This is a genomic window from Nocardia sp. NPDC060249, assembly GCF_042728755.1.
Lineage (GTDB): Bacteria > Actinomycetota > Actinomycetes > Mycobacteriales > Mycobacteriaceae > Nocardia.
Map to the genome: position 1 here is coordinate 13,742 of NZ_JBHXAQ010000008.1, position 24,242 is coordinate 37,983.

General features: G+C 66.7%; 27 protein-coding genes and 1 pseudogene. 18 read left to right on the forward strand and 10 right to left on the reverse strand.

Translation table 11 applies throughout. The annotated features are described in order from the left end of the window. Nucleotides 1-12: 12 nt before the first annotated feature. From ACFWFP_RS25260 to ACFWFP_RS25275, 4 genes are all read left to right on the forward strand, one after another. Nucleotides 13-573, forward strand: coding sequence for a hypothetical protein (locus ACFWFP_RS25260; protein WP_379298951.1), 561 nt, complete (start codon nt 13-15; stop codon nt 571-573). A gap of 112 nt (nt 574-685) precedes the next feature. Then, complete coding sequence (locus ACFWFP_RS25265; RefSeq protein ID WP_379225675.1) at nt 686-1,831, forward strand: acyl-CoA dehydrogenase family protein; 1,146 nt, start codon at nt 686-688, stop codon at nt 1,829-1,831. Nucleotides 1,832-2,060: 229 nt separating this feature from the next. After that, nucleotides 2,061-2,516 (forward strand): DUF4254 domain-containing protein, encoded by a 456-nt coding sequence (locus tag ACFWFP_RS25270; protein WP_379298953.1) that lies wholly within the window; start codon nt 2,061-2,063, stop codon nt 2,514-2,516. A 114-nt stretch (nt 2,517-2,630) separates the two neighbouring features. Further along, on the forward strand, nt 2,631-4,010 hold the full coding sequence (locus ACFWFP_RS25275; RefSeq protein ID WP_379298954.1) for a metallophosphoesterase: 1,380 nt from the start codon (nt 2,631-2,633) through the stop codon (nt 4,008-4,010). Nucleotides 4,011-4,070: 60 nt separating this feature from the next. Here ACFWFP_RS25275 and ACFWFP_RS25280 read toward each other — a convergent pair whose 3' ends face one another. Next, nucleotides 4,071-4,661, reverse strand: a complete 591-nt coding sequence (locus ACFWFP_RS25280; protein ID WP_379299255.1) for an Rv3235 family protein — start codon at nt 4,659-4,661, stop codon at nt 4,071-4,073. A 137-nt stretch (nt 4,662-4,798) separates the two neighbouring features. Between ACFWFP_RS25280 and ACFWFP_RS25285 the strand changes: the two are divergent. From ACFWFP_RS25285 to ACFWFP_RS25295, 3 genes and pseudogenes are all read left to right on the forward strand, one after another. Beyond that, nucleotides 4,799-4,924 (forward strand): annotated as a pseudogene (locus ACFWFP_RS25285) (helix-turn-helix domain-containing protein); the annotation flags it as partial. A 224-nt stretch (nt 4,925-5,148) separates the two neighbouring features. Further along, the gene (locus tag ACFWFP_RS25290; protein ID WP_379299257.1) at nt 5,149-6,240 is read left to right on the forward strand and encodes an RNA-guided endonuclease InsQ/TnpB family protein; all 1,092 of its coding nucleotides are present in this window, start codon (nt 5,149-5,151) and stop codon (nt 6,238-6,240) included. A 129-nt stretch (nt 6,241-6,369) separates the two neighbouring features. Further along, nucleotides 6,370-7,662 (forward strand): hypothetical protein, encoded by a 1,293-nt coding sequence (locus ACFWFP_RS25295; RefSeq protein ID WP_379298956.1) that lies wholly within the window; start codon nt 6,370-6,372, stop codon nt 7,660-7,662. Nucleotides 7,663-7,721: 59 nt separating this feature from the next. Here ACFWFP_RS25295 and ACFWFP_RS25300 read toward each other — a convergent pair whose 3' ends face one another. Beyond that, the gene (locus tag ACFWFP_RS25300) at nt 7,722-9,056 is read right to left on the reverse strand and encodes an AIM24 family protein (protein WP_379298958.1); all 1,335 of its coding nucleotides are present in this window, start codon (nt 9,054-9,056) and stop codon (nt 7,722-7,724) included. 149 nt (nt 9,057-9,205) lie between these two features. Here ACFWFP_RS25300 and ACFWFP_RS25305 point away from each other — a divergent pair, with 149 nt between their 5' ends. Continuing rightward, entirely contained in the window at nt 9,206-10,630 is a 1,425-nt protein-coding gene (locus ACFWFP_RS25305; protein ID WP_379298960.1) for an amidase, read from the forward strand. Between the two features lie 46 nt (nt 10,631-10,676). Here the strand turns inward: ACFWFP_RS25305 and ACFWFP_RS25310 are convergent, their stop codons facing one another. Together ACFWFP_RS25310 and ACFWFP_RS25315 are read right to left on the reverse strand one after the other, a co-directional pair. After that, the gene (locus ACFWFP_RS25310; protein ID WP_379298962.1) at nt 10,677-10,907 is read right to left on the reverse strand and encodes a hypothetical protein; all 231 of its coding nucleotides are present in this window, start codon (nt 10,905-10,907) and stop codon (nt 10,677-10,679) included. Between the two features lie 212 nt (nt 10,908-11,119). Then, nucleotides 11,120-11,560, reverse strand: a complete 441-nt coding sequence (locus ACFWFP_RS25315; RefSeq protein WP_379298964.1) for a MarR family winged helix-turn-helix transcriptional regulator — start codon at nt 11,558-11,560, stop codon at nt 11,120-11,122. A gap of 80 nt (nt 11,561-11,640) precedes the next feature. Between ACFWFP_RS25315 and ACFWFP_RS25320 the strand changes: the two genes are divergently transcribed. From ACFWFP_RS25320 to ACFWFP_RS25340, 5 genes are all read left to right on the forward strand, one after another. Then, entirely contained in the window at nt 11,641-12,015 is a 375-nt protein-coding gene (locus ACFWFP_RS25320; RefSeq protein WP_379298966.1) for a cupin domain-containing protein, read from the forward strand. A gap of 67 nt (nt 12,016-12,082) precedes the next feature. Beyond that, nucleotides 12,083-13,021, forward strand: coding sequence for a metal ABC transporter substrate-binding protein (locus ACFWFP_RS25325; protein WP_379298967.1), 939 nt, complete (start codon nt 12,083-12,085; stop codon nt 13,019-13,021). Next, nucleotides 13,018-13,752, forward strand: a complete 735-nt coding sequence (locus tag ACFWFP_RS25330) for a metal ABC transporter ATP-binding protein (protein WP_379298969.1) — start codon at nt 13,018-13,020, stop codon at nt 13,750-13,752. Before ACFWFP_RS25325 ends, ACFWFP_RS25330 begins: the two co-directional genes overlap by 4 nt. Continuing rightward, nucleotides 13,749-14,633 (forward strand): metal ABC transporter permease, encoded by an 885-nt coding sequence (locus tag ACFWFP_RS25335; protein WP_379298971.1) that lies wholly within the window; start codon nt 13,749-13,751, stop codon nt 14,631-14,633. The genes ACFWFP_RS25330 and ACFWFP_RS25335 overlap by 4 nt, the downstream gene beginning before the upstream one ends. A gap of 63 nt (nt 14,634-14,696) precedes the next feature. Beyond that, nucleotides 14,697-15,035, forward strand: a complete 339-nt coding sequence (locus ACFWFP_RS25340; RefSeq protein ID WP_379298973.1) for an MmcQ/YjbR family DNA-binding protein — start codon at nt 14,697-14,699, stop codon at nt 15,033-15,035. A gap of 32 nt (nt 15,036-15,067) precedes the next feature. Here ACFWFP_RS25340 and ACFWFP_RS25345 read toward each other — a convergent pair whose 3' ends face one another. Further along, nucleotides 15,068-15,499 (reverse strand): hypothetical protein, encoded by a 432-nt coding sequence (locus ACFWFP_RS25345; protein WP_379298975.1) that lies wholly within the window; start codon nt 15,497-15,499, stop codon nt 15,068-15,070. Between the two features lie 86 nt (nt 15,500-15,585). Between ACFWFP_RS25345 and ACFWFP_RS25350 the strand changes: the two genes are divergently transcribed. Continuing rightward, the gene (locus tag ACFWFP_RS25350) at nt 15,586-16,128 is read left to right on the forward strand and encodes a YaeQ family protein (RefSeq protein WP_379298977.1); all 543 of its coding nucleotides are present in this window, start codon (nt 15,586-15,588) and stop codon (nt 16,126-16,128) included. Nucleotides 16,129-16,228: 100 nt separating this feature from the next. Beyond that, entirely contained in the window at nt 16,229-17,131 is a 903-nt protein-coding gene (locus ACFWFP_RS25355; RefSeq protein WP_379298979.1) for an alpha/beta hydrolase fold domain-containing protein, read from the forward strand. 6 nt (nt 17,132-17,137) lie between these two features. Here the strand turns inward: ACFWFP_RS25355 and ACFWFP_RS25360 are convergent, their stop codons facing one another. After that, nucleotides 17,138-17,719 (reverse strand): TetR/AcrR family transcriptional regulator, encoded by a 582-nt coding sequence (locus tag ACFWFP_RS25360; protein ID WP_379298981.1) that lies wholly within the window; start codon nt 17,717-17,719, stop codon nt 17,138-17,140. Nucleotides 17,720-17,808: 89 nt separating this feature from the next. Here ACFWFP_RS25360 and ACFWFP_RS25365 point away from each other — a divergent pair, with 89 nt between their 5' ends. Then, nucleotides 17,809-18,846 carry a beta-ketoacyl-ACP synthase III gene (locus tag ACFWFP_RS25365; protein WP_379298983.1) on the forward strand — a complete coding sequence of 346 codons (1,038 nt, stop codon included), beginning with the start codon at nt 17,809-17,811 and terminating at the stop codon, nt 18,844-18,846. Here the strand turns inward: ACFWFP_RS25365 and ACFWFP_RS25370 are convergent. The 4 genes from ACFWFP_RS25370 to ACFWFP_RS25385 form a co-directional block, all read right to left on the reverse strand. Continuing rightward, on the reverse strand, nt 18,843-19,355 hold the full coding sequence (locus ACFWFP_RS25370; protein WP_379298985.1) for a DUF1990 family protein: 513 nt from the start codon (nt 19,353-19,355) through the stop codon (nt 18,843-18,845). The two genes, ACFWFP_RS25365 and ACFWFP_RS25370, sit on opposite strands and share 4 nt — an antisense overlap. Before the next feature lie 29 nt (nt 19,356-19,384). After that, nucleotides 19,385-19,714, reverse strand: a complete 330-nt coding sequence (locus tag ACFWFP_RS25375; RefSeq protein ID WP_378639262.1) for a hypothetical protein — start codon at nt 19,712-19,714, stop codon at nt 19,385-19,387. Nucleotides 19,715-19,870: 156 nt separating this feature from the next. Then, nucleotides 19,871-20,452, reverse strand: a complete 582-nt coding sequence (locus ACFWFP_RS25380) for a TerD family protein (RefSeq protein ID WP_379298987.1) — start codon at nt 20,450-20,452, stop codon at nt 19,871-19,873. Nucleotides 20,453-20,507: 55 nt separating this feature from the next. Continuing rightward, complete coding sequence (locus ACFWFP_RS25385) at nt 20,508-20,786, reverse strand: hypothetical protein (RefSeq protein WP_379298989.1); 279 nt, start codon at nt 20,784-20,786, stop codon at nt 20,508-20,510. A gap of 359 nt (nt 20,787-21,145) precedes the next feature. On the opposite strand from ACFWFP_RS25385, the gene ACFWFP_RS25390 reads away from it, so the two are divergent. Both ACFWFP_RS25390 and ACFWFP_RS25395 read left to right on the forward strand, forming a co-directional pair. Next, on the forward strand, nt 21,146-22,186 hold the full coding sequence (locus ACFWFP_RS25390; protein WP_379298990.1) for an acetyl-CoA carboxylase biotin carboxylase subunit family protein: 1,041 nt from the start codon (nt 21,146-21,148) through the stop codon (nt 22,184-22,186). 39 nt (nt 22,187-22,225) lie between these two features. Further along, a complete protein-coding gene (locus tag ACFWFP_RS25395; RefSeq protein ID WP_379298991.1) occupies nt 22,226-24,232 on the forward strand; it encodes a hypothetical protein in 2,007 nt (668 codons plus the stop codon). The last annotated feature ends 10 nt before the right edge of the window (nt 24,233-24,242 follow it).

Below are 24,242 nucleotides of genomic sequence, written 5' to 3' on the forward strand. Positions count from 1 at the left end.
CGGAGTGACGAATTGACCGAGCACACAAGCGAACTCGACCAGGCGATCGCCGAACGACTCGAACCGTGGACCGCCCGGCTCGGCGCCGACCGCAAGGCCTATTTCCATCATGTGCTGCGCGTCTTGCGCGCGGCCGATCTCCTGTTCGCCCGAAGCGGCGAGCCGGGGCCGCCGCCGAGTTCGCGTGAGGAGTTCCGCACCGCGGCGACCTTCCACGATCTCGGCATCTGGGCAGCGTGCACCTTCGACTACCTCGAACCGTCGTGCGCGCTGGCGACCGACTGGCTGATCACGCACGACCGGGAGGACATCACCGAGCTCGTCACCGGGATGATCCGCGACCACCATCGGGTGCGCCCCGCGGGCGGCGCGACCGATCCGGTGGAGCTGTTCCGGCGGGCCGATCTGATCGACGTGACGTTCGGCGCGCGACGCTACGGCCTGCCCTACGCGGCGTACTCCGCGCTGATGCGGCGGTACCCGGACAGCGGCTTCCACTTCAAGCTGGTGGAGCTGACGGTCCGGCGCGCGCTCATCCATCCGCTCTCACCGTTACCCATGATCCGCTGGTGAGAGGCTATTTCGGCAGCACTATTGTCACGACGCCAATACTGCGGCACACTGGTGTCCGTAACCACCGGTCACGCCTGGACCGGTGCTGTGCCGAGCCGAACAAGGAGACTCGATGGCCGCCAATCGGTCCAGCTGGATGAACGAGGACCTGGACGCCCTGCGTGACATGACCCGCGCGTTCATGGCCAAGGAACTTGTCCCCAACATCGACAAGTACCGCGAGCAGCACCACGTCGACCGCGACCTGTGGAACAAGGCGGGCGAAGTCGGCCTGCTGTGCATCTCGATCCCCGAGGAGTACGGCGGCGGTGGCGGCACCTTCGCGCACGAGGCCGTACTCATGGAGGAACAGGCCCGCGCGGTCGACACCTCGTGGGGCGTCAGCCTGCACAACGGCATCGTGGCCCACTACCTCCTCGCCTACGGCACCGAGGAGCAGAAGAAGCACTGGCTGCCCAAGATGGCCAGCGGCGAGGTGGTCGGCGCCATCGCGATGACCGAGCCCGGCACCGGCTCCGATCTGCAGGCCGTCAAGGCCAAGGCGATCCGCGACGGCGACGAGTACGTCATCAACGGCTCCAAGACCTTCATCACCAACGGCGCGCAGGCCGACCTGATCATCCTGGTCGCCAAGACCGACCCCACCCAGGGCGCCTCTGGCGTCTCGCTGGTGCTGGTCGAGGCCGATCGCGAAGGCTTCCGTCGCGGCCGCGTGCTCGACAAGATCGGCCAGAAGGGCCAGGACACCTCCGAGCTGTTCTTCGAGGACGTGCGTGTCCCGGTGACCAACCTGCTGGGCACCCAGGAGGGTCAGGGCTTCATCCAGCTGATGCAGCAGCTGCCCCAGGAGCGCCTGATCGTGTCGATGGGCGCGGTCGCGGGCATGGAGGTGGCCCTCGACCACACGCTGCGCTACACCAAGGAGCGCGAGGCGTTCGGCCGCCCGGTGTTCGGTTTCCAGAACACCAAGTTCAAGCTGGCCGAGGTCGCCACCGAGGCCCGCATCGCGCGCGTGTTCATCGACGATTGCGTCGAGAAGCACATCCGCGGCGAACTCGACATCCCCACCGTCGCCATGGCGAAGTGGTGGACCACCGACAAGGCGATGCAGATCGCCGACACCTGTCTGCAGCTGTTCGGCGGCTACGGGTACATGAACGAGTACCCGATCGCACGCATGTGGGTCGACAACCGCGTCCAGCTGATCTACGCGGGCACCAACGAGATCATGAAGGAAATCATCGCCCGGAGCCTGTGACACTGCAGCTCCATCGGTGATCCCGACCGGCCGCGAACACCTGTTCGCGGCCGGTTTTCGCTGTTGGCAGGTCATTTCGTGACCTATCCGTCGTCCCTGCCGAGACGAATGTCCTTCGACTGACAGCGACATTTCCGACGACGAGGACGGTGCGGCAGCAGTGGACACGGACGGCAGCGGTTCGACGGGACGACCCGGACCGGAACCGGTACTGCCGGACCGAGCGCAGATGATGCAGGCGGTCTGCGGGGTCGCCGGTGCGAGTGATCCCGTTCTCTCCGCCGCCCACGAGCTGGCCACGCTGCACGAACGCCGCGAACAGCAGATCCCCGGCGATACCAGCGAGATCGATTGGGCGCGTGCACGTCTGGTTTGCGAGATCGACCGCTGGGTGGTGATCCGCTCGCCCACTCCGGCGACCTCGGCACCCATGCACACCGAGAGCATCGGCGCCGTCGTCGACCGCATGGCCCATTTCGCCGCGCTCACCTACCGTGCGCTGGCCTGCGGCGCCGAAGCCCCACTGCACGCCGCACAGCTACGCCTGCACGAATTGGCGTGTGGCTACGACGATCTCATCGCCGAAGTTGCCAGCGGGGCACGGCGGCTACCCGATGGGCTCGACGGCGATCCACCGGAAAGCGATGGGACACAGCAACTCCGGAACAAGCCACGCGACGACTAGCGGCGCCACCATCGTTTTCCGGTCGCTACCTGGGCGATCAACGTCCACATCACCGCCCACGGGTGTTCAGCCGGGCGCCGTACCGTCAGCGAGAGACGGCGAACGGAGCCCGGCATGCTCGATCCGCGACTGCACACCGCATGGTTGGTCAACGCTGCCTCGGGGGCCGCGGCGGCAACCGTGCGTGCGCCGATGGCGCGGCCGTATGCGTGGAGCGGCGTGCGCGATCGGCTCGTCGTCACCGATCTCGAGGTCGTCACGGTTACTCACGACACGGCGATCCTCACGTGGTCCACTCATCGACGCGATCGCGCGGGACAGCTTCGCCCGGCCGCGGCCGACACCGAAGTGCTGCTCGCGCCGGCCGACGGCACGGCCGCACCGGTGACCCGCTACCTCGACGGTCGTCGCACCGCGCACCACTACGCGGAACTGCGCGGCCTCGAGCCCGGCCGCCGTTATCGCTTCCGCGCTTGCTCCGACGGCGAAACCGCTGTTCCCGGCCGTACCTGGGTGACACGACGCCCCGGGACGCCGGAGGTCACGGGGGTTTTCCTGACCGCGCCGCCACCACCGGGACGGCTGCTGCGCACGATCGCCCTCGCCAACGACCTGCACTGGGGCGAGGACCGCAGCGGCTTGATCGTCGCCGGGCTGCCGCCGGGTCTGCGCCACGACGACGGCCACTACCCCCAGGTGATGACCGAGGCGCTGCTGTACGACATCGGCCGACCCGAGCGCGCGGCAGATCATCTCGTGGTCGCGGGCGACCTCACCGATTGCGGCACCGCCGAACAGTCCGCGGGCATCAGGGCACGCCTGGACGCCTGGGGCACGGCGGGCAGCGATCACTTCGTCTGCCGTGGCAACCACGACGTTCCGCGCGGCGCGAATGATCACTGGGGCAGGGTGTTTCAGCCCTTCGGGCAACTCACCAGCCATGAGCTCGGCGGTCTGCGCCTGATCGGCCTCGACACCACGCGCGGGCGAGGTTCCGGCGGCACGATCAACGCCGGCCAACTCGCCCGGCTCCGCGCGACACTCGCCGCCGACCCCGACCGCCCGACGCTGATCTTCGGACACCACCCCGCGACCCGCTATGCGGCCCTGAGCAACCCCGCCGGCCCCGGTTTCGTTCTCGATCGTGCGAGCGTGGCCGCCCTGCAAGCCTGCTACCGAACGGCTCCTGGCGTATTCCTGCACCACAGCGGTCACACCCACCGCAATCGCCGCAGCCGTCCCGATTCCGGCCACGTCGAGTACCTGGAGGTAGCGGCGGTGAAGGAGTACCCCGGCGGCTACGCCCTGCTGCGCATCTACGAACACGGCTACACCGTCCACTTCCACCGCATCGCCGCCGCGGCTGCGCTGGCCTGGACCAGCAAGACCCGCAAGCAGTACTTCGGCCTGCACCCCGACCATGCCCTCGGCAGCCTCCCCGACCGCAATCATCGTGCATTCCATGACTTCTCGGGAGTCACCGCGCTGCGTTGAGGCAGTCGACGGACCTCGCCCACGAGCTCGTCGAATCGACATCACGCTTCGCCCCGGCGATCAGAACATCCGCACCGCGACCAAGCGCCAACTGTCCTTGGTCGACTCGATGCGGCCGGCGATAGCGAGCGTCCGAGGCCCACGCTGATACGAGGCGAAGACTTCGGCGGCACCGTCCTGTGCCGCGGTCAGTTTCACGCGGGTCAGGGTGGCGCTGCCCAGGCCCCGGCCGGGGACCAAGTCCTGCGCGAGCATGGTGTTGATGGCGGCGAGCGCTCGTGCGTCTGTGTAAGCGCGCAGGTGAGTCGACGATCTGCGCCGATCGACCACCTCCAAGAGCAGCCGGAGTATCTGCTCGGTGAATCGCTTTGCAGTCGCGGAAGATTCGGCCGTAGGCGCTGCTCGGGGGCAGGACGCACGCACTGCCCTGCGAATACTCGCCGGCGTTCCGCCCGCGGCCCTCGGTCGGCCGGAACCAGTAACCCGATGGGGCACAGCGGTATTCACGGCCGCAGACCGCTGTACCGCTTCCCCACCCTCCAACCGCGGCTCGCAATGCGGCGCGGGCGACAACATTGTTCCCTCCGTAGACATGCTCGTCCCCTTCGAGTCAGTCCACCCACTCCCCAGTGGTGCCGTACAGCATGACATGAAGGTCCGACAAGTGTTCGCGAAATCAACGCAGGTCGCCTGGAGATGTCCGCTCTGAGGACATTTGAAACCTGGAACCCGTCCTGCGGCTGCGCGTTCGGATTTGATGTCGGCGGCCTGTGTCACACTCGCTGATGATGAGCCGCCACACGACTTTCCGGTACTGCCTCGACCCTACGGTCGAGCAGTCCGCCGTGCTCGTCCGTCATGCCGGCGCGGCCCGATTCGCGTTCAACCAAAGCCTAGCTTTGGTGAAAACCGCTCTCACGCACCGTAAAATCGACCCTGAGTATCCGGTTCCGTGGACACGGTTCGACCTGATCAACGCGTTCAACGCCTGGAAGAAGACCGAAGCAGCAGGAAGAGTCTTCGCTGTCGACGCGGCCGGGATCACCGAGATCCAGGTGACCGGCCTGGCGTGGCGTACCCAGGTCCGCCAGCAAGTCTTCGAGGAAGCCGCCGCCGACTGCGGTAGCGCACTGGCCGCATTCTCGGACTCCAGGACAGGCAAACGCGCGGGTACGCGGATCGGGTTTCCCCGTTTCAAGAGTTCAAGAGTAAGGGCAAAACTGTCCCGTCGTTTCGGCTCCGCAGCGTCCAGGCGAAATCCGGGCGGGCGTCTGTCCGGGTCGGTGACCACGACACAGCGCGGTCAGTGACTCTGCCCGGGCTGGGTGCGGTCAGGGTCCGTGAAGATACCCGCCGGTTACGAAGGTTGCTCGCCAAAGGACGGGCGAAGATCCTCTACGCCACAGTCTCCTACCGCTCCCGACGCTGGTGGATCAGCCTGGCTACCGAATCGTCCGATCTGCATCCGGCACACCGTCATCAGCCTCGCGAAGACGGCGACTACCAGGGTTGGGTCGGGATCGACCGCGGGCTGACAGTATTTGCTGTCGCCGCTACTGCCGACGGGGTCGAGGTCGCCCGCTTCGATACCGCTCCTAGACCATTGGCCACTGGGCTGAGTCAGGAACGACGCCTGGCGAAGTCGTTGTCTCGCAAACAGAAAGGGTCACATAACCATCACCTGGCGGTCGTGCGGCTTGGACGCCACCATCGTCGAGTTGCCGATATTCGCCGTCATTTCACTCATCAGGTCGCTAACACACTGGTCAAGACCCACGACCGGATCGTGATCGAAGACCTGAACGTAACGGGGATGCTCGGTAACCACCGTCTGGCTCGTGCGATCAGCGATGCCGGATGGGCTGGCTTCGCTCGACTGCTGACCTACAAACAGGCATGGCGTGGCGGCACTGTCACCATCGCGGATCGTTGGTATCCATCGAGCAAACGCTGCTCTTCCTGTGGAACGATCAGTGCGGCCCTGTCGCTGGCGGATCGAGTGTTCCTCTGCGACTGCGGGTTCAGCGCAGATCGTGACCACAACGCGGCGATCAATCTCGCCATCTGGCCGACGATGCAGCAGAACTTTTCACGATCCCCGGACCCCCGAGCAGGAGGCCGGGTAACCAAAGTCCGCCGACGGGAAGGCGCTGACCGTCACCCTTGGGGTGTCGGTGAAACCGTCCCGGAAGAAGCGGGAACCGAGATTCACGCTGCGCTCGCGGTGTGAATCGACGACGCCCGAGAAGGGCGGTGCCTGAAAACTATCGGAGTTTCCAGACATGCTGTAAGAATGGTCCGTGCCGTTCACACCTGTGGTCACCTGCCTGCCTTCGCGCGCCCGGGGCGGTGGTCTGGCATGACGATCGAAACCGGTCTCGAGGACGACGTCAGCCAGCTCGCCCAGCGAGTCGAACGTGCCCGTGGGCGTCTGGCTTACCAATTCGATCCGGCACTCACCGACGCGCTCTCCGAAGACGAGCTGCGCGCCGAACGCGAACTCGCCGAGCGCATCCGCGAACAGGATCGCGAGCAGCGCTGGAAGCACACCCAGGCGATGGCATCCGCATCGGACCGTAGCCGACAGACCACCGAAGCGATCGAGAAGGCCGACATGCGAGATCTGCTGCTCGCCAGGAAGGCGATGGCGTCCCAGCGTCGCGAATCGAGCCCGCACGCGAAGCTCGCTTCGTTGTACCGGCACCGGTCGTGGTCGCTGAAGGCACTGGCCGGTGTGGTCGGCGCGGGCATGCTGTGGTCCGCGGTGAACGTGCAGCAGAACATCGCGCCCGGTGGGCCCAGCGATCCGCTGTTCTGGTTCAGCTATCTGCTCGAAGCGATGATCAGCGTGTGTCTGATCATCATCATGGTCGGCACGAACAAGGTGGCCGAGTGGGGCGTGATCGACAACCGCCGCCAGGTCGCGCTCGCCGAGCTCGCGCTGCTGGGGCTCACCGTCACCCTCAACACCTATCCCTATGTGCGGGAAGGCCGGTGGTACGACGTCGCGGTGCACGCGGTCGCGCCGGTGATGATCGGTGTCGCGCTACTGATCCACGACGCGGTCAGCGCCAGGTACGGCTTGGCCATCACTCGCGCGACCAGCCAGGTCAGGGACCTGCCCGACCCCGCCGACAACATCCTCGGCCGCCAGGCCACCGAGGGTATCCGCCTCACCTACACCCCGCCGATGACGAGCTCGGCTCGCGCCGAGGCGCTCGCCGCCACCGAAACGGCCGCGACGACGCCGATCACCCGCGAACCCGCCTGGACCCCCACCGAGCCGGTCGCCAACGGCAACGGCCGCTCGCCGGAGAAGCGCAAGCGCTTCGGCATCGGCAAGCCGTCCTCCGCGGACAAGGCCACCGCCAAGAAGTCCGTCTCCGCGCCCGTCGTGGCACCGGAGCCCGCCAAGGAACCGGCCAAGCCGGAGCCGGCCACCGATTCGGTTCCCGCCGCCCGCAAGAGCGCCATCTCCGACATCGAGGCCCGGGTCGAAAAGGCGTTCGCCGAAGCCAATTTCGGGTACGAGGCGATCGAGCCGACCAGCATCTACGACACCGGCCAGTTCCGCATCGCGGAGAGCCTGGAACAGGAACTCAACGATATGCGTGAGGCCCGCCGCCAGGCCCGCAAGGAGCGTGCGAACTAGAAGCACGACAAAGGCCGATACCCGAGACTGTGCGGGTATCGGCCTTTGTCGTATTCGGGTCAGCCGAAGAGACCGCCGCCGGTGCCCGCCTGCTGGCCGCCGCCGGTGCCGCCGATGAGGCCGCCCGGGGGAAGTTCGGAAGGCTGGACGATGACGAAGCCGCGGCCGGAGAAGGCGAGGGTGCTGGCCTCGCCGGTGCTGCGGCCCATCAGGCGGCCGAGGCCGAAGGAGTCGTTGCGCTTGATGCCGGTCTGCAGACTGGACGACCACGCCACCGCGGCGTTGGGGTCGGCGAAGGTGGCCTGGTCGACAGTGAGGACGACCGGGGAGCCGTGAGTGGTGATGGCGATGCGGCCGCGACCGGTGAAGACGCAGTTGAACAGGCCCGCGTTGGAGGCGTAGCCCGCGGCGCCCTGGACGCGGCCGATGTCGTAGCGCAGCGTGGAGTCGAAGGCGAGGACGTTGGCGCCGTTGATGGTGAGTCCGTCGGTACCGTCGAGGTCGATGATGTGCACGTCGGCGGCGCTGTTGGCCAGGAACAGGTCGCCGCGGCCGGTCACCTTCATCAGCGGCACGCCTTCGCCGGTGAGATGCTGGCGGATGGCGCGGCCGATGCCGCCGGAGCCGAGCGCCTCGAACTTCAGGTCACCCTGGTAGGCCACCATGGACCCGGCCCGCGCCATCACCTCCCCGTTCATGCCGACCTTCACCATCTTGCCGCCCTGCTTCTGGATACCGAGGCCGTTGACCTCGGCATGCGAGGGGTCGAACAGGTCGCTGTGCACGGGCTGGGCTCCTTGCTGAGATGCATACATCGGCTGTTGAGCGGGTTGGCTGGGCTGTCGGTAGACAGGTGGTGGGGAGGCCGGTGCGACCGGTGGGGGAGCGGGTTCGGGGTCGTCGTCGAGGTTCACCCCGTAGGCAGAGGCGATACCGGCGAGCCCGTCGTCGTAGCCCTGGCCGATCGCGCGAACCTTCCACGCGCCGTTGCGGCGATAGATCTCCACGCACACCACACCGCTCTCGGTGGTGAGGCCGGGGATCGGGAAAGTCAGTGCGGTGGAACCGGATTCGATGGTGGTGGTCAAGGTGCCGACGGCGGCGAACGTCGCGGGTCCACGACCGTCGAGGCTGGCGGTGACCACCACCTTGTCCACATCGGCGGGCAACGCCGAGGTCTGCACACCCACCACGTCGGGGCCACCGTTGCCGTGCCGGTACACCACACCCGGCCCGGTCGGCTGATTGAAGAACACGAAGTCGGCGTCGGAGCGCACTGTGCCCGCGGTATTCACCAGCAGGGCCGACACGTCGACCGATGCCGAACTCGCCACGGTGACAGTCAACTGATCGCCGGGCGCGGGCCGGTTCTCGCCGGGAGCCAGCACGGTCACGAGGCAGCGCCCGATGCTCGGGTGGTTTGTCTGATTCCCAAGAGATCCACGATCTCGATAGTGCCGTGTCTGTCGTCGCTTCGCCAGCGTCGCGGCGGAGGTAGGTCGTTACTGCTGCGAATGGCCGTCGGCGGCGATACGCTGCGGCCATGAGCTCTGCGGTCCATGGATTCACCGATGACGCCCTCGGCACGCACGACGCGGTCGGTGTCGCCGCGGCGTTGCGCGCGGGGGAGGTGAGCCGGTCGGAGGTACTCGAGGCCGCGATCGCCAGGACCCGGCGGGTCGATCCGAGTCTGGACGCGGTGCAGATGACGTGTTTCGATCGCGCGGCGTCGGCGCCCGAGACCGCGGGCGTGTTCGCCGGTGTGCCCGCCTTCGTGAAAGACAACACCGACATCGCGGGGCTGCCCAGCTGCCACGGCTCGGCGGCGTTCACGCCCCGTCCGGCCACGGTGACCAGCGGTCCCGGCGCGCAGTTCCTGCATTCGGGCGTGATCGTGCTCGGTAAGTCGACGCTGCCGGAATTCGGGCTCACCGCGAGTACCGAATTCACCGATCGCGCGCCGACCCGTAATCCGTGGAATCCGGAGTACTCGGCGGGCGCCTCCTCGGGTGGTTCGGCGGCGCTGGTGGCGGCCGGGGTGGTGCCCATCGCACATGCCAACGACGGTGGCGGCTCGATCCGGATTCCCGCGGCGGCCAACGGACTCGTCGGCCTGAAAACCACCCGCAACCGCCTGCTCGATCAGCCGGGCGCCCGCAAACTGCCGGTGCACCTGGTCTCCGAGGGCGTGGTCACTCGCTCGGTCCGCGACACCGCGCACTACCTGGCCGCCGTCGAACGATTCGGCGCGAATTCGGCGCTGGCACCGGTGGGGCTGGTCGAGGGGCCGAGCGCGCGACGCCTGCGGATCGGCCTGATCACCGCTGATGTCCTCGGCCGTCCGGTGCACGCCGACAACGGCGTCGTCCTGGCGTCCGCGGCGACAGTGCTCGAGGGCCTCGGCCACGAGATCGTCGAGATGCGTCTGGACGTGGATCCGCGCTTCGTGGAGGACTTCAAGCAGTACTGGGCGGTGATGGCCGCGGCGATGGCGCTGTCGTTCCGGCTGGGGCACCGCGGGTACTTCGATTCGCGCAAGCTGGACCCGTTCACCACCGGTCTGATCAGGCTGGCCAAGCGCAATCCGCTCGGGGTGGCCGCGTCGACGTGGCGGTTGCGCGGGGGAGTCGCGGCCTACGACCGGCATTTCGCCGCGGTAGACGTGCTGCTCACCCCGGTGCTCTCGCATCCCGCCCCGCGCATCGGGGAACTCGCGCCCGGTCAGCCCTTCGACGCGCTGTTCACCAAACTTGTCGACTACGTGGGCTTCACCCCGCTCAACAATGTCGGTGGGGGGCCGGGCATTTCACTGCCGCACGGTCTGCTGCCGAGCGGTCTGCCCGGATCGATCCAGCTCGCCGCGGGCCGTGGTGACGAGCGGACGCTGCTCGACCTGGCCTACCAGCTGGAAGCGGCGAGCCCGTTCCCACGGATCGTCGATCGGGCCGCCGCCGCGGGTGCCGCCTGATCAGCCGGTGCGCACTGCGCTGATCAGCCGTTTGTTCCCGCGCTGATCAGTTGTTGCGCGTCGCGACGTTGATCGGGCGCAGTCGCCCCGGGCTGTCGGTGCCCGCGTCGAATGCCCAGTGCTCGCCGTCCCAGCCGGGGTACTGAGCGCGCCAGCGATCGACGAGGCGGGCGTCCTCGAGCGAGGCGACCACGCCGGCCGAACCGGTGTACTGCAGCCGCTCGTACTTGTGCCGAGTGACGGTGTCGATAGTAGGAACGGTGACCAGGGCTGACATTGACCCTCCGGGATCGAGATGAACGGTGACGTGACGAGTGCGCTACCCGGACCGTCGGACCGGGTGCTGCGGTGGCGCGTCACCGCTCGATCCGAGAGTATGCCGCTCGTCGTGTCACCGCGCAGGTTTTGAAAATGCAGTTCTTCGAATTATTGGGTACCCGATATGCAAATCGTCGATTCGCAACATTTGGTTACGGCGGCGGTGCCGGTTCACCAGCTCGGGCGGACTCGGCCCGGGGTGACCACGCGACCCAGTGCCTTGCTGACCTGGGCGAGAGTGCTCGCGCCGAGAGTGTTCGACCAGTTCTGGGTGAACTCGGCCAGCGCGGCTTCGGCGGCTCGTGTGCACGCCCAGCCGCGCTCGGTGAGGGTGATCAGGCGGGCGCGCGCATCGCGCGGGTGTGGATTGCGATCGGCGTAGCCCTTGGTGACCAGCTCGTCGACCAACTGGCTGGCCGCCTGTTTGGTGACGCCGAGGTGGTCGGCGATCTCCCCGACTGTCGCGCCGTCGGGTGCCATACGCGCGAACGCGAAGCCGTGCGTCGGCCGGATGTCGGTGAACCCCGCCGCCGCGACCCTGGCGTGCACCGCCTGGGTTATCTCGGCCGCTGCCGCGAGCAGGAGGAGGGGCAGGTCTGCGTTCGCGGGCACGACAGTCATTCTGGCACTTGACACGATAGTCAATCTACTTGACCATATAGACAAGTTGCTTGACCGTATGGAGGTTTCGAATGCCAGTGATCCGTTCCGCGGACGCGCAGGTGCACGAGGTGCACAACGCCCGCTTCACGTCCCTCGTCCGACCCGGCACCGGCAGTGCCGAACTGTGTGTCTGGCAGACCGAGGTTCGGGCCGATTCGGTGGGCGTGCCCCATCGCATCCTGGGTGAGGAGGCCTTCGTGCTGCTGTCGGGCGAGGTGACCATGACGATCGACGGCGAATCAGCGCCGATGAAACCCGGTGACGCGGCGGTCGCGCCCGCCGGTTCGCTGATCGCCCTCACGAACTCGGCCGGCGAGGTCGCCACGCTGTTGGTGACCGTGCGGGTCGGCTTCGCGGCAGAGCTCCCCGACGGCTCTACTTTCGCCCCGCCCTGGGCATCCTGAGCCGTCCTCGCGACTGTTTCAAGGCCAGAACTTGAAAGTTCGGCTACCCGAACAATATAATTCTGGAATGAGGGTTGGGTTCTACCGTTCGCCGGTGCGACGCCGGGTACTTGCGGCATGTGTTCTGAGTGTCCTGGCGTTCGCGCTCACTGCCTGCGGTGGGATCACCTCCGATGACGACGGGAAGAAGGTAGTTCTCACCACCTTCACCGTGCTCGCCGACATGGCGCGGAATGTGGCGGGCGAGCACCTGCGGGTCGAATCGATTACGAAGGTGGGGGCGGAGATCCATGGGTACGAGCCGACGCCGGGCGATATCAAGAAGGCCGCGAAGGCTGATCTGATCCTGGACAACGGGCTGAACCTCGAGGCCTGGTTCAGCCAGTTCGTCGCCGATCTCGAGGTGCCGCACGCCGTGGTCAGCGAGGGGGTGGCGCCGATGGACATCAGCGAGGACGCCTACCGGGGCAAGCCCAATCCGCACGCCTGGATGTCGCCGGTGAACGCACAGATCTACGTCGACAACATGGTCCGCGCGTTCACCGATCTCGACCCCGAACACGCCGACGCCTACCGTGCCAACGGCGACGCCTACAAAGCGCAGCTCGGCGCCGTGCGCGACGATCTCGTCGCCGCGGTGAACACCCTGCCCGCCGACCAGCGGGCCCTGGTCACCTGCGAGGGCGCGTTCTCCTACCTGGCCCGCGACGCGGGGCTGACCGAGAAATACATCTGGCCGGTCAACGCCGAACAGCAGGCCACTCCGCAGCAGATCGGCTCGACCATCGACTTCGTCCGCCAGCGCGGCGTGCCCGCCGTGTTCTGTGAATCGACGGTCTCCGACGCGCCGATGCAACGGGTGGTCGAGGCGTCCGGTTCACGGTTCGGCGGCGTGCTCTATGTCGATTCGCTCTCCGAAGCCGATGGGCCGGTCCCGACCTACCTGGACCTGATCCGCCACGACGCGAAGACCATCGCGACCGCACTCGCCGGAGCCTCGAAATGACCGCGCCCGTCGTCGAAATCCAGGACGTGACAGTCCATTACGGTGATGTGCTCGCCCTCGACACTGTCGAGCTGACCCTGAAATCGGGCCGGGTGTGCGGGCTGATCGGCATGAACGGCTCGGGCAAATCGACGCTGTTCAAGACCGTGATGGGACTGGTCACGCCCGATCGCGGCCGGGTACTGATCAATGGCCGCCCCCCGGCGGCCGCGCGCAAAGCGGGCAGCCTCGGGTATGTGCCGCAGTCCGAGGACGTGGACTGGAGTTTCCCGCTGTCGGTGCGCGATGTGGTGATGACCGGGCGCTACGGGAAAATGGGGTTCACCCGCCGGGCGAGCAAGGCCGACCGTGCTGCCGTCGACGCCGCGCTGGCCCGCGTCGAGCTCACCGAGCTCGCCGACCGGCAGATCGGGCAGCTGTCGGGTGGTCAGAAGAAGCGCACGTTCGTGGCTCGCGGCATCGCCCAGGAGGCCACGATCCTGCTGCTCGACGAGCCGTTCGCCGGTGTCGACAAGCGCTCCGAGGCGACCATCACCGCGCTGTTGCGTGAGCTCGCCGCCGATGGGGCCACCATCCTGGTGTCCACCCACGACCTGCACGCGTTGCCCCAATTGGCCGACGAGGCAGTGCTGTTGAACCGCCGGGTGCTCGAGCACGGCGACCCCGATGTGGTGTTGCGACCGGAGAACCTGGCCAAGGCCTTCGGCCTGGATGTGGACGGAGACCGATGAGCCTCGAGGAATTCTTCATCGACCCGCTGCGCTACGAATTCATGGTGCGCGCGCTGGCCACCACGGTCACGGCCGCGGTGGTGTGTGCGGTGCTGTCGTGCTGGTTGGTGCTGATCGGCTGGTCGCTGATGGGTGACGCGGTGTCACACGCGGTGCTGCCCGGAGTGGTGCTGGCCTACATCGTCGGCTGGCCGTTCGCCGTCGGCGCGGTGATCTTCGGGTTCCTCGCGGTCGCGCTGATCGGCGTGGTCCGCGATACGAGCCGGGTGAAGGAGGACGCCGCCATCGGCATCGTGTTCACCACCTTGTTCGCGTTCGGTTTGGTGCTGGTGTCGGTGACGCCGAGCCAGACCGACCTGAACCACATCGTCTTCGGCAACCTGCTCGGCGTGAGCCGCGGCGAGATGATCCAGATCATGATCCTGGCCGCGATCGTCCTGGTCGCCTTGGTCCTCAAACGCCGCGATTTCACCCTCTACGCCTTCGACGCCACCCACGCCCACGCCATCGGCCTCAACCCCCGCGTCCTCGGCACCGCCCTGCTGGCCCTGCTGGCCCTGACCTCCGTGGTAGCGCTGCAAGCGGTCGGCGTGGTCCTGGTGGTGGCCATGCTGATCATCCCCGGCGCCACCGCCTATCTCCTGACCGACCGCTTCTCCCGGATGCTCGTCATCGCTCCCACCATCTCGGTGCTGTGCGCGGTCACCGGCCTCTACATCAGCTACCACCTCGACACGGCCGCCGGCGGCATGGTGGTGGTGACGCAGGGCATCGCCTTCACCTTCGTCTACCTCTTCGCCCCCCGCCACGGTGTGATCGGCCGCCGGATCAGCGCCTCGCGTGCCCGGAAGTCGGTGACCACCATCGGGGTCGTCGACTAGGGCTCCGACGGCAGCGGATCGGTGATCCGGTCGGTGTCGGTGTGTGCTGTCAGGATGTAGATCATGAATGTCACCGGGGACGATGTCCGCGCCTGCGTCCTGTCGCTACCGCAGACGACAGAGCAATTCGCCTGGGGCATGCCGATTTTCAGGGTCGCGGGCAAGCTGTTCCTCACCCTTCCCGAGGACGAGACCTCGATGGCGGTCCGCTGCCCGATCCTCGACCGCGACGAACTGGTCCTCGCCGAACCCGGCAAGTTCTGGATCGCCTCGCACGAGTCCGGTAATGCCTGGGTCCGCGTCCGCCTGGCGTCACTCGACGATCGCGAGGAACTGGAAGCCATCGTCACCGACTCCTGGCGCCAGGCCGCCCCACGGGCCTTGCTGGATGCGGACCAGTGAGCGCGGGACAGCACACTGGGCCGCGAGATCGATTACAGCACCGGCGTGATCGTGGCCTCGATCGTTTGGATGGAGTCCACCGGGATGACGAAGGTCTCGGTGATCTCCACGGTGGTCAGGCGGATGTCGGCTACCCCGGTATCGAGGAGATAGTGGGTGGTGACCGTGTCGCCGGATTCGGACATGGTGAGGTCGCGAATGCCTTGGATCACGCGGTATTGGAGGCCGTTCTCCAGATCGGCCTTCAGTTGCGGGCCCGAGTAGCCGGTTTGCAGGCCGACCTCGACGCGGGTGGCGTCGGGGGCGAAGGGGACCGCGCTCGCGTCGTGGGAAACCAGGGCATCGAGGTAGGCGCGGGCAATGGCCTGACGGGGTGAGTCGGCCGCGTTCGGTGCTGCCGCGGCGGTTGCCGGGCCGAGTGCGAGGACGACGGCGGCCAGAGTCGAAACGTGAGTGATTCTCATGTAGTGATGCTGGCGGTCCGGACCGGTAAGTGCAACCGGGTGCGCGAGAGTGGTCGACGTCGCGGCCCGGTAGGGTCGAACTTCCTATGGCACTCAGCGCAACACTGCACAACTTCGCCGTTCAGCTCGCCGATGTGGACCGGGGGGTGTACGAGGATCTCGAGTTGCGGGTGGCACGGCATCCGTCGGAGACCCTGGAATACATGGTCACGCGGATCCTCGCGTACTGCTTGCAGTACGAGGAGGGGATCGTGTTCAGCGAGGGTGGGATTTCGGCCACCGATGAGCCCGCGGTGCAGGTTCGGGATATGACCGGCCGGACGACCGCGTGGATCGAGGTCGGCGCCCCCGACGCGGACCGTATTCATCGTGGGAGCAAACTCGCCGGTCGGGCTGTGGTCTACACCCACCGCGATCCGGCGAAGGTGCTCGCCCAGTACGCGGGCAAGAAGATTCACAACGCCGCGCAGATTCCGCTGGTCAGTTTCGATCGCGCGTTCATCGATGAGGCCGCGGGGCTGGTCGACCGCCGAAATACCGCCACCCTCTCGGTCACCGAGGGTGTGCTCTATCTGGACCTCAACGGCACCAGCTTGCGCACCGATGTCACCGAGCAGCCCCTCGGCTGAGGCCGGCACGGAGTAGCTTGGCTGGCACCGGTGACGCTCGGCCCGAGCGCTTGGACCGCACCGGTCTCGTTGTCGAGTGGAGGTCGCGGTGCCCGGTGTGATGAGTCGGTTCGTGATTCCGGGATTCCTGCGGGTCACCCGGCGCAACCGGAATTACGTCGATGCCGAGCTGGCCGCGGCGCATGTGCGTGAGCGCGGTCTGCGGCCGCTCGCCTACGGTCCGCCGCGCAAACTCCGCGGTGTCGAGGTTTCGGTGGAGCACGACCGTGGCTGGCCGATCTACACCCTGACCCCGTCGGACGGGATTTCCCGCGGCGGCCTCGTGTACGCGCACGGCGGCGGCTGGGTGGGCGAAATCGCTTCGCAACATTGGCAGCTCGCGGCCAGGATCGCCGCCCGGACCCATCTCGTCGTGACGGTCCCGATCTATCCGCTGATTCCGTTCGGCACCGCGGCCGAGGTGATTCCCCGCTTCGCCGAACTGGTCACCGCGGCCGGCGAGCGCTACGGCCCGACCTTCCTCGCCGGCGACTCCGCGGGCGGTCAGATCGCGCTGTCCACCGCGCTGCACCTGCGCGACGCGGGCCATACCGTTCCCCGTACGCTGCTGATCTCGCCAGCCCTCGACCTGACCCTGGAGAACCCCGAGATCGACGCGGTTCTGCTGCGCGACCCGTGGCTGGGTCGCGACGGTGGCCTGGTGTTCGGCAGGATGTGGAGCGGCGAACTCTCGATGAAGGACCCCCTGGTCAGTCCCCTGTTCGGCGACTTCGGCGGGCTGGGCCCGATCACCGTGTTCACCGGCACCGACGACATCCTGAACCCCGATGCCCGCCTGCTGGCGGCGAAGGCGCGCGCGGCGGGCGTCGACCTGGACTATCAGGAAGAACCCGGACTCGTGCACGTCTACCCGCTGACGCCCAGCCGCGAAGGCGCGGCGGCCCGTCGCCGGATCATCGCCACCCTGCGCACCGAACTCGATGCGGCACACGCCATCTCGTGAGCCCGGTCAACGCTCGGACAGGTGCACCTTGAACAAGATCGTCAGCTGAGTGACCGCCTGGTCGAACGGGTGTGAGGACTTGAGCGCGCGGCTGTGCACGATCGTGCCCTCGATGGTGGTGAGCAGGAACCCGGCCAGCGACACCGCGGTCGCGCGCTCGATTCCGGTGGCGACGATCCCGTCGGCGAGCCGGGCGGTCCATTCGGCGAACGCCTGGCCCGCGATGGACTGGACGGCGGGGTCGAGTTCGTCGAGAGCGGCCGCCATCATGAACGAGCCCGCGGTGTAGTCGGACTTTTCCAGTGGAACGCGCCAGAAGGCGAGCAGATCGGTGAGCCACTGCTGGGCCGACGGCGCGGTCTGGAGCGCGTCGGCCATCGCACTCACGTGGGAGTACACCAGGCGGGCCACGATCCGTGCCGCCGTCTGCACCAATTCGCCCTTGCCGGAGGGGAAGTGCTGGTACAGCGAGTTGCGCGACGTTCTGCTGCGCTCGAGTAGTTCGCTGAGGGACGACGCGTGCACACCGTGTTCCTGGACGGTGCTGATCGTGTGCTCGATGAGTCGGGCGCGTGGTCCGGCGGCCATCCGATCTTCTCCTACCCCTTGATTGAACCGATCGGTTCATGTTAGACCTATTCCTACGTGAACCGATCGGTTCATATGGAGAGGATGCCATGCCCACCCCCATTGCCACCGCGGTTCCGGTCACCCACGCGGGAATTCTCGGCCTCGGCGTGTACCGCCCGCGCCGTGTCGTGCCCAACGCCGAGATCGTCGACGCGATCGATTCGTCGGACGAGTGGATCAAGACTCGTTCGGGGATCGCTGCCCGGCACTGGGCCGAACCGGACGAGACGATCGTCTCGATGAGTGTCGCGGCCGCTCGCGACGCGCTCACGGCGGCCGGGGTGAGCGCCGAGCAGATCGACGCGGTGGTGCTGGCGACGTCGTCGCAGATGGTGCTCGGTCCGTCGGCGGGCGCGGTGGTGGCGACCGAACTCGGCATGCACGACACCGCCGCCTTCGACATTTCCGCGGGCTGCGCGGGCTTCTGTTACGCGTTGGCCGATGCGGCGAATCTGGTGCGCTCGGGTCAGGCGCGGCAGGTGCTGGTGATCGGGGTGGAACGGCTGTCGGATCTGCTCGACACCACCGACCGCGGGTGTGCGTTCATCTTCGCCGACGGTGCCGGCGCGGTCGTCGTCGGCCCGGCCGAACAGGAGGGGATCGGTCCGGTCGCCTGGGGGTCGGATGGCGCGCGCACCTCGGCGATCAAGCAGGACAAGGACTTTCTGGAGTATTTCGCCGAAGTCGCCGCGGCGGAGGCCAGCGGCGGCACTTCGCAACGTCCCTACATCCGGATGAACGGTACCGAGGTCTTCCGCTGGGCTGTCACGTTTCTGGAGAAGGCGTGTCGTGACGCGCTCGACCTCGCGGGCCTCACGGCCGACGACCTCGACGCGTTCGTCCCGCACCAGGCAAATATTCGCATCACCGACGCGCTGGTCCGCACCCTCGGCCTGCCCGAGACGGTCGCCGTCGCGCGCGACATCATCGAAACCGGTAACACCAGCGCCGCCTCCATTCCGATGGCCATGGAACAACTGGTGCGCTCCGGCGCCGCCGAACCCGGCGACACCGCGCTGCTCCTCGGTTTCGGCGCCGGTCTGGCATACGCGGGGCAGGTCGTTCACCTGCCGCCGATCGCCTAGTCCACCAGCGCGCGCAGATACCGGCGACGGTAGAAGCGTTGTGCGACAAGAAGTACCGGAAACAGCAAGCGCCATACTCCGGCCGGTGCCGGTCTCGTCAGTGAACGCAGGGTGAGCGAGACCGCGCCGGTCGAATCGCGGTGCACGACGAAGGCTTCCTCGCCGCTGACCGGATGACCGGGCAGGGTGCCGTAGGCGAAGCCACACCGGCTCTCGGTATCGACCACCGCTACTACGCGAACCGGCTCGTGGACGGAGACGGGCCCCCATCCCGCGCTGATCCGGTACTCCGCGCCGGTCGACGCCGTGACCTCGGGGGCAACGCGGAAACCGCTGCGGCGCTTGATGCCCCATCGCAGCACAGCTTCGGACGCGGCGGTCCACACCGGCTCGCCGTGGCCGATCACCACCGTGGTGTCGAACCGGCGGAATCCGGGAAACTCGCCGGTCCACAGATCGTCGGCGGGGCTGGTCGCGCCCGCCGGGGTGTAGGTGAGTCCCTCGTCCACGTGGGTAACGATAGGCGCTGCTCAGGTTGTCACGCGTTCGCCTTCTCGCGCAGCGACCGCTGGGTCACCGGTACCGCGTAGGCCGCGCCGTCGCGGATGCCGAATTCGAAGCGGCAGGGAAACAGTGAGGGTAGGCCGGTGGCGCGTAGGTCGAAGTTCGCGGCGAGGGTTTGCATGGCCCAGTTCTGCAGCGAATCCGGGAGCTGCAGGGTGGTGCCGTCGACGCAGCACACGTAGGCGTGGGTCTGTTCTCCGTCGACGGGAAGAGGGTTGCGCAGACCGACCGCGCCGATTTCCAGAATTCGTCCGGCGTTGTGGGAAGTAGCGACGCTCGGCAAATCCAACTCGATGTCGTCCATGCGGAAAACCGTAGCGCAGCAACTATTCAGGGAACACCGAAATCGCGTGGACTTGACGAACTTCGCTGATGTCGCAGATGTGCGAAAGTGCGAGGTCCGTTCCCCGCGCCTCGGCGGAGCTCGGCGCACCGCGCGCCGGGCTCTGCCGCCGCGATATCAGCCGATCGCGAAGCGCAGCAACGCCTGGCGATCGCCCTGCTTGATCTTGCCCTTGCGGTCGAGGACCTCCAGCTGCCACACCGGACCGTTGCGGAAGGTCCGCGCGATCGCGTTGGCGTTCTCCGCGCCGAGCAGTGACGGCCAGATATCGGCGACGGGCTGGGTATCGCCACCGGTGGCGTCGTAGATCTTGAACGAGACGTTGTTCGCCTTCTCGAAGGAACTGCCCTTCTTGAACGCGACGGCGACGAAAACGATGGAGTCGATGGCAGGGGGAACAGTGCCGAACGTGACGTGCACGGTCTCGTCGTCGCCCGCGGCCGCACCGGTCTGCTCGTCACCGGTGTGCAACACCGATCCGTTGCCGAGCGGGTCGAGCGAATCCAGGCCGGCGAATCGCACCGGCTCAGCGCCCTGGAACAGCACGGCGATCAGGTCGAGGTCGACACCGCGCTTGCGCCGGGCCATTCCGAGAATTCCGCCGCTGGAACCCGCCGACGGATCCCAGCTCACCCCCACGCTCATTTTGGTGATACCGGCGAGATCGGCCGCGCCGTCTTCCTTCTTCAGAGTAATCACGATTTTCAGGCTACGGACTTCGCTCGCCACGTGCATGGCGACGGGAATCCGCTCGTCAGCCGGAGTGGGTCGCGAGGTAGACGAGGGCGGTGACCGCCAGTGCGATCGCGCCGAGGATGCCGCCCGCGATGGTGTCGGCGCGGTTGGTGGCCACACCGTTCTCGATCCGATCCCAGCCGATGAACGCGGCGACCACCGCCCCGATACCGGCTGGGGCGGCGACGAACTCGCTGACGACGGGAATGAACGAGACCGCACAGGCGACGATGCCGAGCACCAGCGACGCGAGGCCGACACCGTTGCGTGGCGGCGGAAAGGTCTCGGGACCGGGCATTGCCTGAGCGTAGTCCCGCCGCGCGATGAGTGCTGGTCGCACCCGGTCACAAGCCCCTCGGTCACAGCTTCGTCATGGTTGATCGCGCAAGCGCCGGGTACCCCACGGAAATAGCAGCCTTCCGGGCTGTGGAGTTCGAGAAGGGATAAGGTTTGTCGATTTCAGCTGACGAATCGAAAATTCGAAACCCGAACAAAGGTTATGTAGCCCTACTCGGCTGGAGTTTGAACGCGGTCGAGGCGGTTGATCGGTTCGATCGCCGATATATTGTCGTCGCGCCCGAATGGGCGCAAGATTATTGCGCAGAGCACAACATTCCCTATATCCCCTGGGATTTCGAGCGGCTCAACGATCGTTCGATGGAGATCGCCGAGACCCTGAAGGAAAAGGGGGTCGATGTCGCCATTCCGATCTTCGAGGAGACGGTGGAATGGGCGGGTGCGATCAACTCCGTCCTGCTCGACAATCCCCGTCTGCTCGGGCAGTCGATGCTCCTGCGCGACAAGTCGCTGATGAAGCGGCGCGCACAGCTCGGCGGCATCCGGGTCGGGATTTTCGAAGAGGCGCACGAACGCGATGACGTGATCCGGTTCCTGAAGCGCGTCAATCAAACCCTGCTGAAACTCGACGGCGACCCCAACGATCCGATTCACCTCAAGGCGTTCGACAAGGCAGGCTGTCTCGGCCACCGGATCATCCGGACCCCCGACGAGGTGGACTTCATCCCCGACGACGAGTTCCCGATGCTGATGGAATCGCACCTGGACGGCTGGGAATTCGCGGTCGAGGCCTGGGTGCACAACGGCCGTATCTGCTTCCTGAACATCTCGGAGTACGTGACGCTCGGATACTCGGTGTTCGTGCCGGCGACGCCGGAACTCGAGAAGTACCGGCCCGAGATCACCCGGCAGGTCGAAAAGCTGATCAAGACCTTCGATATCGAGTTCGGCTTCATCCATCCCGAGTACTTCGTCACCAGCGACGGGGAAATGTATTTCGGCGAGGTCGCCTACCGGCCGCCGGGTTTCAAGGTGTTCGAGCTGCTGGAGCGGACCTACGGTTTCAATGCCTACCACGCGCTGGTGCTGGCGTTCGACCCGAAAACCACCGACGAGGAGATCGACGCGTTCTTCCCGAGGGAAGTGGTGGATGCCACCGGCCACGCGGGATGCTTCGGCGTGTATCCGCGTCGGCGTGTGGTCAGCCGGCTGTCGGTGCCGCCCGAGACCGAGGATCACGATTACTTCGACACACACGAGCTCACCGCGCCGCAGGCCGAAAAGGTCACCAAACGAACCGCATTCGGTAATCACTGGGGTCTGCTCTATTTCTTCGGTGAGGACCCGTACACTCTGCGGGATCTGTTGAAGCGACAAGAAGAGCTCGACTTCTATATTTGATCCGTTGCCAGGGGCAGCGGTGTGCGAAGGGATCGGCGATTGAGTCCGGACGGTCACGACCCGGCGAGCTTGGACCGGCGCCTGGCCGCGGTGGACCACGCCACGCAGTCCCTCGCGGACGCGGGCGATTTCGGCAAGCAGGTCAAACTGCCCAGGGCGATGGACTCGCTGCGGCGGGTGCTGTTGCTGCCCGGCGGGTGCGCGGCGGTGCGTGAACGCGCCGAAAAGCTGGAGACCGCGGGCCTTTTCCTCGGCACGGATTGGGCGCAGCCGCAGATCCTCATCCCGGCGCTGAGCACCGGCTCGTTGCGCAGCGCCAACGCCGACACGGTGGTGTTGGAGGCGGTGAGTGACCTGCGGTTGCTCGCGGTCGCCAAGGGCGAGTACCGGCACGCGCTGATCTCGGCCGAACAGGCCGACGATCATCTCTCGCAGGTACTCGCGGTGAATCTGTCGCTGCTGTTCTCCCCGGCCACCGAGGCCGAGCGGGAACAGCAGGGGCGGATGGCGCAGGTCTCGCGTGAGCTGCTGCACTACCTCGTCGCCGAGGTCGGGTACGAGAAAGTGCTGGAGAACCTGGTCGACGAGATCTGGCGGATCCTGCGCCAGCGGCCCATCCAGGTCGACGGGGTCAAGCGGATGATCACCCAGATCGCTGTCGCCCGTGCGAATCCCGAGGTGGATCTCGGCGCCAGCGGTCTCGGCGCGGACCGGCTGATCAGCAGTCTCTACGGAACCACCGAGGGGTGCAGGGAAGACCCCGGGGTCGAGATCTATCGCACGCGGCTGGAATCGATGGACGACAGTGCGTTGCAGTACGAGGCAACGGGATTCGCGCGGTCCATGCACGACACCGGGCTGGTCTCGCCGTATCACGCTGTGCTGCTGCGCTTTCTGCTCACCAAGGGTGAGTATCTGCTCGGCGAGGCGATGGGCCTGTCCAGCACCGGCCGCGACAGCCTGCTCTGCTATCACGAACTCGTCCACAGTCTCATCGAGCAGGCCGTTCACGTCGAAACGGCGCAGTGCGTGTACGGCCTGACCTTGTTGCTCGAACGCGGCATCCTCTATCAGCCGCCGGTGGCGCCCGCGCTGTGGCGCCAACTGGCACTGCGGCTTTCACCGCATTCGCGCACGCGGCTGACCCGGGTGTTCGGGCCGACACCCGATCCGCGGGCGTGGTTGCTGTCCGGGATGCTGTCGGTGCTCGGCCTGCCGCTGGGAATCGGGCAGGGCGACAACCCCACCTGCCAATCGGCGCGGGCACTGTCGATGTGGGCCTACAACGACCCCGACTATCTGCTGCAGACACTGGTGTGGGCCGCCCGAGACGACGAGATCGTCATGCACTTCGAGGGTCAGCCGATTTCCTCGCGGGAGACCGGTGACACGGAATCGACTGCGCTGCAACTCGATCTGGACCCGGTTTCGCTGCTGGTGGTCCCGCACCTGGACCGGATCTACGCGGAGATGGGACGCCGCTGTGTCGGCCGCGACGGCGATCCGCACCGCTGGATCAACCCGGAGTTCCACGGCTGGTGGTCCGGACGCGGCTTCCGGATCAATGTCGACGTGGCCACCGGCCTGCTGACCGACCTCGACGAATTCCTGCGCCACTTCTACGCCGGCTATCACCCCTTCTACAACGGCAACCAGCCGGTGATCCACCCGCAGCCCGCCGGTATCGCCGTCACCGACAGCGCGGCCCGCTTCGTCGGCTGGCACGCGATCACCGTGCTGCGCGTCAGCCTCGACCCGCAGGATGTGATGCGGGTGTACTTCTACAACCCGAACAACGACAGCGGCCAGGACTGGGGCGACGGGGTGGTCGTCGGAACAGCCGGGCACGGTGAGCGTTTCGGCGAAGCGTCGCTGCCCTTCGAGCAATTCGCCTCGCGCCTCTACATCTTCCATTTCGATCCGCTGGAGCCGGGCGAACTGGCCGCCGTCGAGCGCGCCGAACTCGACCGGGTGATCGGCTATCTGCGCCGCAGCTGGGGCGCAGATCGCCTGCCCGTGGAAACGGGTGCGGCCGAACAGGATTGATCACAGCAAA

Coding starts and splice junctions, on each gene's coding strand:
- ACFWFP_RS25265 (WP_379225675.1), top strand. CDS start 686: ATGGCCGCCAATCGGTCCAGCTGGATGAACGAGGACCTGGACGCCCTG.
- ACFWFP_RS25270 (WP_379298953.1), top strand. CDS start 2,061: ATGATGCAGGCGGTCTGCGGGGTCGCCGGTGCGAGTGATCCCGTTCTC.
- ACFWFP_RS25275 (WP_379298954.1), top strand. CDS start 2,631: ATGCTCGATCCGCGACTGCACACCGCATGGTTGGTCAACGCTGCCTCG.
- ACFWFP_RS25280 (WP_379299255.1), bottom strand. CDS start 4,661: ATGTCATGCTGTACGGCACCACTGGGGAGTGGGTGGACTGACTCGAAG.
- ACFWFP_RS25295 (WP_379298956.1), top strand. CDS start 6,370: ATGACGATCGAAACCGGTCTCGAGGACGACGTCAGCCAGCTCGCCCAG.
- ACFWFP_RS25305 (WP_379298960.1), top strand. CDS start 9,206: ATGAGCTCTGCGGTCCATGGATTCACCGATGACGCCCTCGGCACGCAC.
- ACFWFP_RS25310 (WP_379298962.1), bottom strand. CDS start 10,907: ATGTCAGCCCTGGTCACCGTTCCTACTATCGACACCGTCACTCGGCAC.
- ACFWFP_RS25320 (WP_379298966.1), top strand. CDS start 11,641: ATGCCAGTGATCCGTTCCGCGGACGCGCAGGTGCACGAGGTGCACAAC.
- ACFWFP_RS25325 (WP_379298967.1), top strand. CDS start 12,083: ATGAGGGTTGGGTTCTACCGTTCGCCGGTGCGACGCCGGGTACTTGCG.
- ACFWFP_RS25330 (WP_379298969.1), top strand. CDS start 13,018: ATGACCGCGCCCGTCGTCGAAATCCAGGACGTGACAGTCCATTACGGT.
- ACFWFP_RS25335 (WP_379298971.1), top strand. CDS start 13,749: ATGAGCCTCGAGGAATTCTTCATCGACCCGCTGCGCTACGAATTCATG.
- ACFWFP_RS25340 (WP_379298973.1), top strand. CDS start 14,697: ATGAATGTCACCGGGGACGATGTCCGCGCCTGCGTCCTGTCGCTACCG.
- ACFWFP_RS25345 (WP_379298975.1), bottom strand. CDS start 15,499: ATGAGAATCACTCACGTTTCGACTCTGGCCGCCGTCGTCCTCGCACTC.
- ACFWFP_RS25350 (WP_379298977.1), top strand. CDS start 15,586: ATGGCACTCAGCGCAACACTGCACAACTTCGCCGTTCAGCTCGCCGAT.
- ACFWFP_RS25355 (WP_379298979.1), top strand. CDS start 16,229: ATGAGTCGGTTCGTGATTCCGGGATTCCTGCGGGTCACCCGGCGCAAC.
- ACFWFP_RS25360 (WP_379298981.1), bottom strand. CDS start 17,719: ATGGCCGCCGGACCACGCGCCCGACTCATCGAGCACACGATCAGCACC.
- ACFWFP_RS25365 (WP_379298983.1), top strand. CDS start 17,809: ATGCCCACCCCCATTGCCACCGCGGTTCCGGTCACCCACGCGGGAATT.
- ACFWFP_RS25375 (WP_378639262.1), bottom strand. CDS start 19,714: ATGGACGACATCGAGTTGGATTTGCCGAGCGTCGCTACTTCCCACAAC.
- ACFWFP_RS25385 (WP_379298989.1), bottom strand. CDS start 20,786: ATGCCCGGTCCCGAGACCTTTCCGCCGCCACGCAACGGTGTCGGCCTC.
- ACFWFP_RS25390 (WP_379298990.1), top strand. CDS start 21,146: ATGGAGATCGCCGAGACCCTGAAGGAAAAGGGGGTCGATGTCGCCATT.